This is a genomic window from Devosia sp. Root635, assembly GCF_001427605.1.
GTDB lineage: Bacteria > Pseudomonadota > Alphaproteobacteria > Rhizobiales > Devosiaceae > Devosia.
This window is the reverse complement of the sequence record NZ_LMGZ01000022.1, coordinates 25033-38627: the sequence shown is the minus strand read 5'-3', so window position 1 is coordinate 38627 and position 13595 is coordinate 25033. Positions and strand designations below refer to the sequence as shown.

The 13595-nt window shown below is 63.7% G+C and carries 12 protein-coding genes; 8 read left to right on the top strand and 4 right to left on the bottom strand.

Translation table 11 applies throughout. The annotated features are described in order from the left end of the window. Positions 1–13 precede the first annotated feature (13 nt). The gene (locus ASD80_RS15280; protein WP_056234585.1) at positions 14–1645 is read left to right on the top strand and encodes an alpha-glucosidase family protein; all 1632 of its coding nucleotides are present in this window, start codon (positions 14–16) and stop codon (positions 1643–1645) included. Between the two features lie 141 nt (positions 1646–1786). Here the strand turns inward: ASD80_RS15280 and ASD80_RS15275 are convergent, their stop codons facing one another. The 4 genes from ASD80_RS15275 to ASD80_RS15260 all read right to left on the bottom strand — a co-directional run bounded on the left by ASD80_RS15275 (position 1787) and on the right by ASD80_RS15260 (position 4880). Further along, positions 1787–2062 carry a PepSY domain-containing protein gene (locus ASD80_RS15275; RefSeq protein ID WP_056234582.1) on the bottom strand — a complete coding sequence of 92 codons (276 nt, stop codon included), beginning with the start codon at positions 2060–2062 and terminating at the stop codon, positions 1787–1789. 155 nt (positions 2063–2217) lie between these two features. Further along, entirely contained in the window at positions 2218–2493 is a 276-nt protein-coding gene (locus ASD80_RS15270) for a hypothetical protein (RefSeq protein WP_156460483.1), read from the bottom strand. 19 nt (positions 2494–2512) lie between these two features. After that, the gene (locus ASD80_RS15265) at positions 2513–3595 is read right to left on the bottom strand and encodes an AbrB family transcriptional regulator (protein WP_244489022.1); all 1083 of its coding nucleotides are present in this window, start codon (positions 3593–3595) and stop codon (positions 2513–2515) included. Positions 3596–3704: 109 nt separating this feature from the next. Beyond that, entirely contained in the window at positions 3705–4880 is a 1176-nt protein-coding gene (locus tag ASD80_RS15260; RefSeq protein ID WP_056235403.1) for a M20 aminoacylase family protein, read from the bottom strand. Between the two features lie 334 nt (positions 4881–5214). Between ASD80_RS15260 and ASD80_RS15255 the strand changes: the two genes are divergently transcribed. The 7 genes from ASD80_RS15255 (at position 5215) to ASD80_RS15225 (ending at position 13493) form a co-directional block, all read left to right on the top strand. Continuing rightward, positions 5215–5973 (top strand): electron transfer flavoprotein subunit beta/FixA family protein, encoded by a 759-nt coding sequence (locus ASD80_RS15255; protein WP_056234574.1) that lies wholly within the window; start codon positions 5215–5217, stop codon positions 5971–5973. After that, a complete protein-coding gene (locus ASD80_RS15250) occupies positions 5973–6902 on the top strand; it encodes an electron transfer flavoprotein subunit alpha/FixB family protein (RefSeq protein ID WP_056234570.1) in 930 nt (309 codons plus the stop codon). The genes ASD80_RS15255 and ASD80_RS15250 overlap by 1 nt, the downstream gene beginning before the upstream one ends. A gap of 108 nt (positions 6903–7010) precedes the next feature. Beyond that, positions 7011–8195, top strand: coding sequence for an aromatic amino acid transaminase (locus ASD80_RS15245; protein WP_056234567.1), 1185 nt, complete (start codon positions 7011–7013; stop codon positions 8193–8195). Positions 8196–8266: 71 nt separating this feature from the next. After that, positions 8267–8920, top strand: coding sequence for a fructose-6-phosphate aldolase (fsa, locus tag ASD80_RS15240; RefSeq protein ID WP_056234565.1), 654 nt, complete (start codon positions 8267–8269; stop codon positions 8918–8920). 147 nt (positions 8921–9067) lie between these two features. Further along, positions 9068–10147 (top strand): Mrp/NBP35 family ATP-binding protein, encoded by a 1080-nt coding sequence (locus tag ASD80_RS15235; protein WP_056234562.1) that lies wholly within the window; start codon positions 9068–9070, stop codon positions 10145–10147. Positions 10148–10236: 89 nt separating this feature from the next. Continuing rightward, a complete protein-coding gene (locus ASD80_RS15230; protein WP_056234560.1) occupies positions 10237–11550 on the top strand; it encodes a GH1 family beta-glucosidase in 1314 nt (437 codons plus the stop codon). 272 nt (positions 11551–11822) lie between these two features. Continuing rightward, a complete protein-coding gene (locus ASD80_RS15225; protein ID WP_244489021.1) occupies positions 11823–13493 on the top strand; it encodes an alpha-glucosidase family protein in 1671 nt (556 codons plus the stop codon). Positions 13494–13595 lie beyond the last annotated feature (102 nt).

The following is a 13595-nucleotide window of genomic DNA, read 5'->3' as shown; positions in this document are numbered from 1 at the left end:
AGTGGAGACTGACATGACCGAGTGGTGGCGCGGCGGAGTGATCTATCAGGTCTATCCGCGCTCGTTTCAGGACAGCAATGGCGACGGCATCGGCGATCTGCCCGGCATTATCCGCCGGCTCGATCACATTGCCGGGCTCGGCGTCGATTGCATCTGGCTATCGCCCATCACCCAGTCGCCCCAGGCCGATATGGGCTATGACGTCTCCGACTATCGCGAGGTCGATCGCCTGTTCGGCTCGCTGCATGATTTCGATAGCCTGGTGGAACAGGCCCATGCCCGCGGCCTCAAGGTCATCATGGATCAGGTGGTGAGCCACACCTCGGACCTGCACCCCTGGTTCCAGGAAAGCCGGCTCAACCGCACCAATGCCAAGGCCGATTGGTATGTCTGGGCCGACCCGCTGCCCGATGGCTCCCCGCCCAACAACTGGCCGGCGGTGTTCGGCGGCCGCGCTTGGGAGTGGAACCCCACGCGCGGCCAATATTATCTGCACAATTTCCTCGCCAGCCAGCCCGATCTCAATTTCCACAATGCCGAAGTGCAGCAGGCCGTGCTCGATATCATGCGCTTCTGGCTCGAGCGCGGCATCGACGGCTTCCGCCTCGATACGGTCAATTACTATTTCCACGACAGCAAGCTGCGCTCCAATCCGCCCAACAAGCGCGACGAGCATCTGCCCTATGCTGTCAATCCCTATGACATGCAGGAGCACCGCTATTCCAAGAGCCAGCCGGAAAACCTGGCCTTCCTCAAGCGCGTCCGCGCCCTGCTCGACGAGTATCCCGGCGCCACGTCGGTCGGCGAAGTGGGTGACAGCCACAAATCGGTGCAGCTCATGGCCCAATACACGTCCGGCGGCGACGCGCTGCACATGTGCTACGGCTTCGATTTTCTCGGGCCCCACTTCACTGCCGCCCATTTCCGCAAATGTATCGAGACCTTCTTCAAGGCCGGGCCCGATGGCTGGCCCTGCTGGAGTTTTTCCAACCACGACGTGCCGCGCCACATCACGCGCTGGGCGCCGTTCAGCCGCTCGCCCGCCGATCTCGCCCGCCAGGCCGCCGCCTTGGTGCTGTCGCTCAGAGGGTCGGTCTGCCTCTACCAGGGCGAGGAACTCGGCCTGCCCGAAACCGATCTGCTGTTCGAGGAACTGACCGATCCGCGCGGCATCCGCTTCTGGCCCGAAGACAAGGGCCGCGACGGCTGCCGCACCCCCATGCCCTGGGACGAGGGCGACGCGCCCAACGGCTTCACCTCGGGCACGCCCTGGCTGCCGCTCAAGCCGGCGCAATCAGCGCTTAATGTCGCCGGCCAGGATGCCGACGCCAATTCGACGCTGGCTTTCTACCGCGCCATCCTCGCCTGGCGCAAAACCCATCCGGCCTTGCGCGAGGGTGATATCAGCTTCTTCAAGACCGCTGAGCCGATCCTCGCCTTCCGCCGCACCTTGGGCGAGCAGAGCCTGCTCTGCGTCTTCAACCTCTCGGCCGAGCCGCAGACCTTGCAACTCACCGGGGTCACCGGCGAAGTCGAGCCCATCTCGCAACACGCGGTCCTCGCCGGCAAAAGCCTGCAACTGGGCGCCAACGGCTACGCGTTTATCGCGCTGCCCGCCGGCAGGCGAGTGAGCCTTCGAGGCTAGGATACATCACCGTGTCAAGGGCTTGTGCCCACCCTCCCCCTTGAGGGGAGGGTAGCGTCGCTCGGCCCAAAGGGCTGTAGCAGAGGGGGTGGGGGTGGCTTTGTGCCCGATGTAGAGAGAGGGCCGCCACCGCGGCGCCGCCTACGCCTCGCCCACGAGCTTCAACGTGCCGGGCTCGAAGAACACCATGCCCAGCGAGCCATCCGTCTTCACCACGAAGGCGCGCACGCAATTGTTCCATTCCTCGATGCCGTCGACGGTGTAGCCCATCGCGGTCAGCTCCTGGCTGATCACGTCCTCCGAGCCGGCAATGGCGGCTCCGGTATCGCAGGTAATGCCCCCGGTTGCCGCCTGCGCCGGCAGGGCGACCACGGCAAGGCCGGCTGCGGCGACGGCAGTGGCGATGATCTTGAACATATCTCTTATCCTTGTCTCGGGAGGTTCGTTTACCCCCCGACCATCGGTCCGGAATGTCCTGATCGCCAGTTAAACTGCTGCAATCAATATGAAATCTCGGAAAGCAGCCGGCAATCAAATGCCCATCTTCCCGTCATGTCGCGGCAATAAGGGGCCTATTCGACCCGGCGCAGGTTACTCGGCTCGTAAAACTGCATTTCCTCGCGGCCATCGGCTCTCCGCACCCACACGCGGATGCAGCCGCCCCACATTTCGGCCCGCGTCACGTCCACGCCGATGCTGCGCAGCAGGTCGAGATTGTAGGCGTTGATCTCCGCTTCGCTGTAGCGGTCGCGGTCCATGCCGAAGCTGCCCGAACAGGCCGGCGCGGCCAGAGCGGGTGCCGCAGCGGCGGCCAGGATGGCAAAGGCCAGGGGCAAAACAGGGCGCATGGTCAAAATCTCCTTGGCTTCAAGGCTGCCGCGCGATTGCGGCAGCCTCGCGGCGGCGGATCAGCACCACCACCGTCGGAATGGCAAAACTCAGCAGCAGCAGCCGGATCACATGATGCGCCGCAATGAAGGCCGTATCATAGCCCAGCGCAATCCCCAGCGCCCCCATGCCTTCCAGCGCCCCCGGCGACAGCCCCAGCCAGATTTGCCCGAATGGCATGTCGACGAACAGGCTCACCCCATAGGCAATCACCGTCACGATCGCGACGGTCATCGCGGTGGCGATGATGCCGCCCTTGGCTGCCGCCAGAAACTCTCCCCGCGTGATCCCGGCAAAGCGCGAGCCGATCAACGCCCCGGTGAGGATGAAGGTCACCGTCACCAGTGGGGCCGGCATGGCCTCCACATAGAGCCCGCCCAGCTTGGCCGCCGTCGCCGCCGCCATTGATCCCAGCACGAAGCCGGCCGGAATCCTGAGCCGCACGAAGACCAGCCCCACCACGACGCAACCCGCGCCCAGCGCCAGCAATTGCCAGATGCTGAGAAAGCTGGTCGGCGTTGGCGGCGTGAAGTGGTCGATCGGCAGGAACACTGCCCCGATTGGCACGGCAATGGTCAGCATCAGGATGCGGATTACCTGGATGATGACGATCTGCCGCGCCTGTCCCACGCCCGCTGCCGCAATTCCCATGACGAAGCTGAGGTGGCCCGGAAACGAGCTGAGATAGGCCGTGCCCGGATCGAGCTTGAACACCCTGACCAGCATCCAGCCGGTCAGCGCGATGATCAGCACCAGTTCCAGCACCAGTCCCGCGAGGCTCACCGGCCAACTGGCAATCAGGCTCAAACTGTCCCGCGCCACATTGGCGCCCATCGACATGCCGATCAGCACGAAAGCCACGTCCCGCAGCCGGTCGGGCATGCGCACCGGCAGCCCCGCCATCGCCGCCGCCGTTACCGCCAGCGCACCCCCCATCAACCACCCCGCCGGCAATTGCAGCAGCGTGGCAACCAAGCCGCCAACGGCGGAGACGGCGATGGTGAGCAGGACGGGGAGAGTTTGTCGCCAGAGGCGCGATGGCTTTGATGGGATGAGAGTCACGTCAGGGTGAGCCGAAAATAGTGGATTTTGAGAACCGGAACGAAGCGTACTCCAGTACGTGAGCACCGGAAGCGCAGAAATTCGCTATTTGCAGGCCGCCTTGGCGTGACTATCGCCCATCAACCGGAAGCGCCCGTTCCGCCAGCCGCACCCAATAGCTCGCCCCTACCGGAATGACCGCGTCATTGAAATCGTAGCTATCGGTGTGCAGTTCCGAGCTGTCGCCATTGCCGAGGAAGATATAGGCCCCCGGTCGCGCCTCCAGCATGAAGGAAAAATCCTCCCCGCCCATCGAGGGCGGAACCTCGGCGTCCACGCGCTCGTCCCCGGCCACCTCGCGCGCCACCTGCGCGGCGAAAGCCGTCTGCTCGGGCGCGTTGACGGTCACCGGATAGCCCCGTGCATAACGTATTGCCGCCGCAGCGCCGAAGCTCGCGGCAAATTGCGGCACGAACTGGTCCAGCCGCGCCTCGATCTGGTCCTGCACGCCGCCATCGAGCGTGCGCACTGTGCCGGTGATCTTGGCCGTGCGCGAAATCACATTGTCGGCCTCGCCGGCCTCAACCATGGTCACCGACAGCACCGCGCTATGCAGCGGATCGACATTGCGCGACACGATCGATTGCAGGGCCACGATCATGTTGGCCGCTACCACGATCGGGTCGATCGTTGTCTGCGGCCGCGCCGCATGGCCGCCCTGGCCGGTAATGTCGATATAGAACCGATCCGTCGCCGCCATGATGCCGCCGGCGCGAATGCCGAAATGCCCGGCGGGCATGCCCGGCCAATTATGCATGCCGTAGAATTCGGCGATGGCGAAACGCTCCACCAGCCCATCATCCAGCATGGCCTTGCCACCCGCGCCGCCCTCTTCCGCCGGCTGGAAAATCAGTGCGATGCGCCCATCGAAATTGCGCGTCTCGGCCAGATATTTCGCCGCGCCCAGCAACATCGCCGTATGCCCGTCATGCCCGCAGGCATGCATCTTGCCGGGCGTAGTCGAGGCATAGTCCTTGCCGGTCTTTTCGGTCATCGGCAGCGCATCCATATCGGCCCGCAGCCCGATCGTGCGCCCGCTGCCCCCCTTGCGTCCATTGATGATGCCGACGACCCCGCTGCGCCCGATGCCAACAACCACCTCGTCGCAGCCGAATTCGCGCAGCTTCCGCTCCACCACGCCGGCCGTCCGCACCACGTCATACAGCAATTCGGGATGCGCATGAAAATCCCGCCGCCAGCCGGCGATCTCCTCGTGAAATTCGGCAATACGGTTGAGAACAGGCATGAAAAAGTCCGAAACAGTCATTCTGGGTCAGTGTCGCTGTCCCAATCCAAGGCGTCAACACTAGCATGACATTGCTGCTTTTGTGCCACGCCCTCGTGGTTCGAGGCGCTGAAGAAGCGCACCTCACCATGAGGGCTACTGGTGCACCGAGTTCAAAGTAGCCCTCATGGTGAGGTGCGAGCCCTTCGCGAGCCTCGAACCACGAGGGCGTGGCACTGCCCACCCCCAGCACCCTTTTCCAACAATCCCGCGCCACCTAGCCCAAATTTCCCCCGGCGCGGCTTGCCCGCATCCCCCATTTTTGCAATGACACCGGCAACTTGCCGGAGAGCCCATGAAAATCCTGGTCGCCATCAAGCGTGTCGTCGATCACAATGTCCGCATCCGGGTGCGTCCCGACGGAACTGGCGTCGAAACGTCAGGCGTCCGCCTGTCGATGAACCCCTTCTGCAAGCATGCTGTCGAAGCTGCCGTCCAGCTCTCCGAAGCCGGTCATGGCGATGAGGTGGTCGTCGTCTCCATCGGCCCGAAAACCGCCAATGACGTCATCCTCACCGCCCTCGCCATGGGCGCCCATCGCGGCATCCTGATCGAGACCGATGCCGCGCTCGAAACGCTTGCCATCGCCAAGCTGCTGGCCAAGGTGGTCGCCGAGGAAAATCCCGATATCGTCCTGCTGGGCAAGCAGGCCGTGGACGATGACAGCAATCACGTCGGCCAGATGCTCGCCGCCCTCACCAACCGCCCCCAGGCCACCTTCGCCTCCGAGATCAAGGTCGTGGGGCAGGGGGTGGAGGTCACTCGCGAAGTCGATTCCGGCCGCGAAACCCTGTCGCTGCCGCTGCCTGCCATCGTCACAGCGGACCTGCGCCTCAACACCCCGCGCAACGCCGCCCTGCCCATGGTGATGAAGGCCCGCTCCAAGCCCTTGGCCGCGCGCCCTGCCGCCGAATTCGGCGTCGACCTCGCCCCGCGCCTGGTGGTCGAAAAGATATCCCCGCCCCCGGAACGTGTGGCAGGAAAGACTGTCGACTCGGTCGCCGAACTGGCCGCCTTCATCGCCGCCGATGTCTCCAATATGGAGGCGCTGTGATGAGCGTTCTGGTTCTCGCCGATCACGACCGCGGCGCCCTCTCGCCCGCCACCGCCCGCGTCGTCGGCGCGGTCAGTGAACTGGGCCCGGTCGATGTCCTCGTCGTCGCCGACGACCCCTCCGCAATCGCACAATCCGCATCCACGCTGTCCGGCGTGGCTAAAGTATTGACCGCAAAGGGCAGTTCTTTAGCCGATGGCCTCGAAACGCTACTCTCAACGCTAACAGTCCGTTATCATTATGTGGTCGCAAGCGCCGGCAGCGTGGGCAAGGATGTCATGCCCCGGCTGGCCGCCAAACTCGACCTGATGCCGGTCACCGACATCATCGCTATCCGCGGCCCCAACAGCTTCGACCGCCCCATCTATGCCGGCAATGCCATCCAGACCGTCACGGACAACCAGCTCCGTCACGTCCTCACCATCCGCGCCTCGGCCTTCCGCCCCGCCGCATCAGGCAATGCCGCCCCCATCGAAGCCCTTGATAATCCAGTCGCTTCCGCCGCCAACCTGATCGCCACGCACCGCACCGAAAGCGACACACCCGATCTCGCCACCGCCCAGATCGTGGTCGGCGGCGGCGTCGCCCTTGGTTCGGCCGAGAACTTCCAACTGATTGAAAAACTTGCCAAAAAGCTCGGCGCCGCCATCGGCGCCACCCGCGCTGCCGTCGATGCGGGCTATGCCCCCAATGACTGGCAGGTCGGCCAGACCGGCAAGATCATCGCCCCCGACCTCTATATCGCCATTGGCATATCGGGCGCTTTGCAACATCTCGCCGGCATCCAGGGCGCCAAAAAGATCGTCGCCATCAACACCGACCCCGAAGCCCCCCTGGTCAAGCTAGCCGACGTAGCGCTGATCGGCGATCTCTTTGAAATCATTCCGCAATTGATCGCAGAACTCGATCGGTTGGGGCTGAAACGTTGATTTGCTCCCACGCCGTGGGCAAAGGGTTTCTGCGCCACTTCCCCGCATTGCAAAAATCCCACCGCCGCCTATAACAACCCCGCCTTCCCACCGGAACGACTCTTCATCATGTTCGAGACCCTGACCAAGGCCCCCGGCGACAAGATCCTGGCGCTCATGGGCGAATACGCGGCCGACCCGCGTCCCACCAAGATCGACCTCGGCGTCGGCGTCTACAAAGACGAGCAGGGCGCCACCCCGATCATGACCTCGGTGAAAAAGGCCGAGCAGAAAATCCTTTCGGCTGGAAAGACAAAGACTTACCTCGGCATTGCCGGCAACAAGGGCTATGGCGCCGCCGTGCTCGACCTGGTCCTGGCCGACAGCGTCGACCGCTCCCGCGTCCGCATCGCCCAGGCCCCCGGCGGCACCGGCTCGCTCTGGGTACTGATGCAACTGGTCAACCGCGCCCGGCCCGGCGCCACCGTCTGGGTCTCCGATCCGACCTGGCCCAACCACAACCCGATCGCCGAAAATTCCGGGCTCCAGGTCAAGACTTATCCCTATTTCGACACCGAGACCCGCGGCGTCAAATTCGCCGCCATGCTCGCGGCGCTCGACGCGCTGGGCAAGGAAGATGTCGTGCTGCTGCATGGCTGCTGCCACAACCCGACCGGCGCAAATCTCACGCCCGATCAATGGGATAAGGTCGCCGCCAGCCTGGCCCGTACCGGCGCGCTGCCGTTCATCGACCTGGCCTATCTCGGCTTCGGCGACGGCATCGAGGCCGATGCCTATGGCATGCGCAAGATTTTGTCCTCGGTGCCCGAAGCTCTGGTAGCATTCTCGGGGTCGAAGAATTTCGGCCTCTACCGCGAACGCGTCGGGGCGGCCATTCTCGTCGCGCGCGACGCCGCCCAGGCCGATATTGCGCAGTCCCAACTGCTCAACATCATCCGCGGCGCCTATAGCCAGCCCCCCGATCATGGCGCGGAAATCATCCGCACCATCCTCGAGGATGCCGAGTTGCGCGCCGAGTGGGAAACCGAACTCAACGCCATGCGCGCCCGCATGATCCGCCTGCGCGAAAAGCTGAGCGAAGCGATTCGCCAGCGGTCGAACTCCAAGGATTTCGACTTCATCGCCGCCCATCGCGGCATGTTTTCGCTGCTGGGGCTGGAAAATTCGGTGGTCGAACACCTTAAGGCCAATAACGGCGTCTATATGATTGGAGACAGCCGCATCAACGTTGCCGGCATCCCCGAAGACCGCGTTGGCGAACTGGCCGACGCCATGCTGGCCGCCATCAAATAACGCCAGCGAATGCCCTTGCGGCAAGGCTTTGCCGTGCTACATCTGCCTGTAAAAGGATTTAGGAGGGAACCATGAAGTTCTTTGTCGATACTGCGGAAATCAAGGACATCAAGGAGCTCTACGACACTGGCCTGCTCGACGGCGTGACCACCAACCCGTCGCTGATCGCCAAGTCCGGCCGCGACTTCAAGGAAGTCGTCAAGGAAATTTGCTCGGTCGTGCCCGGCCCGGTTTCGGCCGAAGTGGCGAGCCTCGAATATGACGGCATGATCGCCGAAGGCACCGTGCTGGCCGCCCTGGCCGACAATGTCGTGGTCAAGCTGCCGCTGACCCTCAACGGCCTCAAGGCCACCAAGACCTTCAAGGAGCGCGGCGTCAAGACCAACGTCACGCTCTGCTTCTCGGCCAATCAGGCCCTGCTGGCGGCCAAGTGCGGCGCCACCTACATCTCGCCCTTCCTGGGGCGCCTCGATGACATCAACCTCGATGGCGTCGAGCTGATCGAGAATATCCGCCAGATCTACGACAACTACGCCTTCGACACTGAAATCCTGGCCGCCTCGATCCGTTCGCCCAACCACGTGACCCAGGTCGCTTTGGCCGGTGCCGATGTCGCCACCATCCCGCCCGCTGTGATCCGCAAGCTGGCGGACCACCCGCTGACCAATGCGGGCATCGACGGCTTCCTCAAGGACTGGAAGGCCACGGGTCAGTCGATCCTCTAGGTCGAGTACCTCCACACACGCGATGTCACCCCGGCGCAGGCCGGGGTCCATCCTGAGATGCGTGTGTTGGGGTAAATCTCAGGATGGATTCCGGCCTGCGCCGGAATGACATTGGAGTTGTGGCGCCCATTGCCGCCCGCGCCGCCCATGGCCGATACAGAACTCGCCGCCGCCATCAAATCCGCTCTGTCAGCTGTGGAAATCCCCGGCGGCGGGGATCTGGCTGGCTATGCCGGCCTCTCCGACATCATCGTCACATCTGGCGCCGTGGCCTTCGCCATTGCCGTTGCACCGGGCATGGAGGCGGCCTTCGGCCCCGCCCGCGAGCAGGCGGCGGCGGCGGCGCAAAAGCTCGCCGGCAGCCGCAAGATCATGGTCTCGCTCACCGGCAGCAAGCCGCCGCCCAAATCCGGCCCCACCTTCTCGCATGGCAAGCCGGTTCCGGCGGGCAAGACACCGGTTCCCGGCATCAAGCACATCATCGCCGTCGGCTCCGGCAAGGGCGGCGTCGGCAAATCCACCACGGCGGTCAATATTGCCCTGGCGCTCGCCGCCGAGGGTCTGCGCACCGGCATTCTCGATGCCGACCTCTACGGCCCCTCCATTCCCAAGCTGCTGGGCATAGAGGGCCAGCCGGCCGTGCGCGACGACGGCATTTTCTCGCCGCATGAGGCCTTTGGCCTCAAGGTCATGTCCATCGGCTCCATGCTGACCAAGGACCAGGCCGTGGTCTGGCGTGGCCCCATGGCCACCTCCGCTTTGCGCCAGCTATTGCGCGAAACCGATTGGGGCCAGCTCGATATCCTGGTTATCGACCTGCCGCCCGGCACCGGCGATATCCATATCTCGCTGTTCCAGCAGGCCGAGGTCGACGGCGTCGTCGTGGTCTCCACCCCGCAGGATTTGGCGCTGATCGACGCCAAGAAGGCCATCGACATGCTGCCCCGCTTCGGCGTGCCCATCCTCGGCCTTGTCGAGAACATGAGCTATTTCATCGCCCCCGATACCGGCGCCCGCTACGATATTTTCGGCAGTGGCGGCGCCGAACGGGCCGCTGCGGAAATGAACATGGCTTTCCTCGGCGCCGTCCCGCTGGTCATGTCCATCCGCGAAGGCTCCGATACCGGCCACCCCCCGGTCGCTGCCGCGCCCGATGGGCCCGAAGCAGTGGCCTACCGAGCCATTGCCCGGCGAATTCTGGAAAACACACCGCGCTTGCGATCCTAGGCAACTCTCCTGCAATCGATTGCATAAATCCTCTGCTTCGGCTATTCGGCTAGCCCAATCACGGCGAATTGCCGGCCAGAGGAGCCTTCATGTTCTCAATCGACCGCAAGGACTTCGGTCCGGGTTTCACCTTTGGCGTCGCCACGGCGGCCTACCAGATCGAAGGTGGTCAGCATGATGGCCGCGGCTCCTCCATCTGGGACACGTTCTCGGCCACCCCCGGCAATGTCCATAATGGCGATACCGGCCGCGATGCCTGCAATCACTACGAGCTCTGGCCGCAGGACCTCGACCTGATCCGCGACGGTGGCTTCGATGGCTACCGTTTCTCCTTCGCCTGGCCGCGCCTGATCCCTGAAGGGACCGGCGCCGTCAACCAGGCCGGCATCGACTTCTACGATCGCCTGATCGACGGCATGCTCGAACGCGGCATCAAGCCCTATGCCACGCTCTATCATTGGGATTTGCCGTCGCCCCTGCAGGACAAGGGCGGCTGGATGAACCGCGATATTGCGGGCTGGTTCGGCGACTATGCGGCGCTCGTTGCGCAGAAATACGGTGATCGCCTGACGGCCACCGCCACCATCAACGAGCCCTGGTGTGTCGCCTTCCTCAGCCATTATCTGGGCATCCACGCCCCCGGTTACCGCGATATCCGCGCCGCCGCCCGCGCCATGCACCATGTGCTGTTCGCCCACGGCACCGCCATCGATGCGCTGCGCGCCAATGGTGCGAAAAACCTCGGCATCGTGCTCAACCTCGAAAAGTCCGAGGCCGCCAGCGACAAGCCGGAAGACCTGGCCGCCATGAGTATGGGCGATGCCCTGTTCAACCGCTGGTATCTCGGCGGTGTGCTCAAGGGCCAATACCCCCAGGAAGTCACCGCCTGGCTCGGCGACAACCTGCCCAGCGACTACCAGAAGGACATGGAAGTCGTGTCGCGGCCGCTCGACTGGCTGGGCATCAACTATTACACCCGCGGCATCTACAGGGCCGGCACTGATGGGGGCAACCCGATCGAGCAGGTCAAGGGGCCGCTGGAAAAGACCGATATCGGCTGGGAAATCTACCCCAAGGGGCTGAGCGACCTGCTGGTCCGCGTCTCCAACGAATATACCAAGATTCCGCTTTACGTGACCGAGAACGGCATGGCCGAGGTCGAGGGCGACGACGATCCGCGTCGCGTGACCTATTACGACGACCACCTCAAGGCCGTGCTGACTGCCCGCGAGCAGGGCGCTGACGTGCGCGGCTATTTCGCCTGGTCGCTGCTCGACAATTACGAATGGGCCGAGGGCTACAACAAGCGCTTCGGCATCGTCCATGTCGACTACGAGACCCAGCAGCGCACGCCCAAATCGTCCTACCGCGCCTTCCAGGGCATGCTGCACAACACACGGTGAGCCGGCCAACTCCCAGATCCTCAGTATTCCCTCCCTCGCTACGGGATCGGCTCCTGCGCCTCCCTCCCCCTTGAGGGGAGGGAATGAGGGTGGGGGTCCATCGGTGGTCCACAGAACTACCCCCTCCCCAGCTCTGCTGCGGCCCTACGGGCCGAGCGACGCTACCCTCCCCTCAAGGGGGAGGGAGGCGAAGGCCGGGATTTCGCTGCCTGCTTACCTTGCTTCCATCTCATCCCGCGCGTTAACTGGCTCCCACTTCACGGGAGCCAATCATGACCGCCACGTCGCTGATGACCGAAGCCAAGACACCGGACGAAACCACGGTGGATCAGGATTGGTGGCGCGGCGCGGTGATCTACCAGATCTATCCGCGCTCCTTTCAGGATCAGAATGGCGACGGCGTCGGCGATCTTGTCGGCATTACCAGCCGGCTCGACTATGTCGCCGATCTGGGGGTGGACGCCATCTGGCTATCGCCGGTTTTCACCTCGCCGATGAAGGATTTCGGCTACGACGTTTCCAACTACCGCGACATCGATCCCAGCTTCGGCACGCTGGAAGATTTCGACAATCTGGTGCGCAAGGCCCACTCGCTGGGCCTCAAGGTCATTATCGACCAGGTGATTTCCCACTCGTCCGACAAGCATGCCTGGTTCTCGGAAAGCCGGCAGTCGCGCACCAATGCCAAGGCCGACTGGTATGTCTGGGCCGATCCCAGGCCCGATGGCACCCCGCCCAATAACTGGCTCTCCATCTTTGGCGGCTCCGCCTGGCAGTGGGACTCCCGGCGCATGCAGTATTACCAGCACAATTTCCTGGTCTCCCAGCCCGACCTCAACTTCCACAGCGCCGAAGTGCAGGATGCCCTGCTGGCCGAAATGCGCTTCTGGCTGGAGCGTGGCGTCGATGGCTTCCGGCTCGATACCGTCAATTTCTACTTCTGTTCGCTCGGCTTCGAGGACAATCCGGTGGTGCGCCCCGATGACTTCAACGCCTCGACCGCCCCGGCAGTGAACCCCTATAATTTCCAGGAACATATCTACGACAAGTCGCGCCCGGAAAACCTGGCCTTCCTCAAGCGCCTGCGCGCGCTGATGGATGAATATCCCGGCCGCACCACTGTCGGCGAAATTGGCGACAGCCAGCACCAGCTCGAAATCATGGCGCAATACACCTCGGGCAATGACCACCTGCACATGGCCTATACCTTCGATTATCTCGGCGGCGAATTTTCCGCCGAGCATTTCCGCAAGTCCATTGCCGCCACCGAGGCCAAGGCCCCCGACGGCTGGATTTGCCTCGCCTTTTCCAACCATGATGTGGTGCGCCATGTCAGCCGCTGGGCGGTGCATGGGCAGGAGGCCGCCTTTACCCGCCTCGCTGCCACGCTGATCCTGTGCATGCGCGGCTCGGTCTGCCTCTATCAGGGGGAGGAACTGGGCCTCAAGGAGGCCGAGCTGTCCTTCTCGGACCTGGTCGATCCCTACGGCATCGAATTCTGGCCCGAATTCAAGGGCCGCGACGGTTGCCGCACGCCGATGGTCTGGCAGTCCCACGCCACCAATGGCGCCTTCTCCACCGCCAGCCGCACCTGGCTGCCGGTGCCGGCCGAACACCTGACCCATGCCGTCGATACCCAGGACAATGTCCTGGGCTCAGTGCTGGAATTCTACCGCGCGATGCTGGTGTTCCGTCGCGCCCATCCGGCTTTGGCCAAGGGCACCATCCGCCTGCTCGATGCGCCCGGCAATATCCTGGCTTTCATCCGCGAGGACGGCGCCCAGCGCCTGCTCTGCGTCTTCAACATGGGCGGCACCGCCGCCGAATATGCGCTGCCGGCCGATCTGGTGCCGCACGATGCCGGCTGCCCCGGCGTCACCGCGGCGCCCATCGAGGGCGAACTCGATCTGGAGCCGTTCGGGAGTTATGTGGGATTGCTTTAGGTGCCACGCCCTCGTGGTTCGAGGCTCGCGAAGGGCTCGCACCTCACCATGAGGCTACTGGTACATAGAGCCAAGTAGCCCTCATGGTGAGGTGCGCTTCTT

Excerpts from the sequence above, each read along its gene's own strand:
- ASD80_RS15260 (WP_056235403.1), bottom strand. The coding sequence starts at position 4,880 with ATGCCTGTTCTCAACCGTATTGCCGAATTTCACGAGGAGATCGCCGGC.
- ASD80_RS15225 (WP_244489021.1), top strand. The coding sequence starts at position 11,823 with ATGACCGCCACGTCGCTGATGACCGAAGCCAAGACACCGGACGAAACC.
- ASD80_RS15270 (WP_156460483.1), bottom strand. The coding sequence starts at position 2,493 with ATGCGCCCTGTTTTGCCCCTGGCCTTTGCCATCCTGGCCGCCGCTGCG.
- fsa (WP_056234565.1), top strand. The coding sequence starts at position 8,267 with ATGAAGTTCTTTGTCGATACTGCGGAAATCAAGGACATCAAGGAGCTC.
- ASD80_RS15250 (WP_056234570.1), top strand. The coding sequence starts at position 5,973 with ATGAGCGTTCTGGTTCTCGCCGATCACGACCGCGGCGCCCTCTCGCCC.
- ASD80_RS15230 (WP_056234560.1), top strand. The coding sequence starts at position 10,237 with ATGTTCTCAATCGACCGCAAGGACTTCGGTCCGGGTTTCACCTTTGGC.
- ASD80_RS15275 (WP_056234582.1), bottom strand. The coding sequence starts at position 2,062 with ATGTTCAAGATCATCGCCACTGCCGTCGCCGCAGCCGGCCTTGCCGTG.
- ASD80_RS15280 (WP_056234585.1), top strand. The coding sequence starts at position 14 with ATGACCGAGTGGTGGCGCGGCGGAGTGATCTATCAGGTCTATCCGCGC.
- ASD80_RS15235 (WP_056234562.1), top strand. The coding sequence starts at position 9,068 with ATGGCCGATACAGAACTCGCCGCCGCCATCAAATCCGCTCTGTCAGCT.
- ASD80_RS15255 (WP_056234574.1), top strand. The coding sequence starts at position 5,215 with ATGAAAATCCTGGTCGCCATCAAGCGTGTCGTCGATCACAATGTCCGC.
- ASD80_RS15245 (WP_056234567.1), top strand. The coding sequence starts at position 7,011 with ATGTTCGAGACCCTGACCAAGGCCCCCGGCGACAAGATCCTGGCGCTC.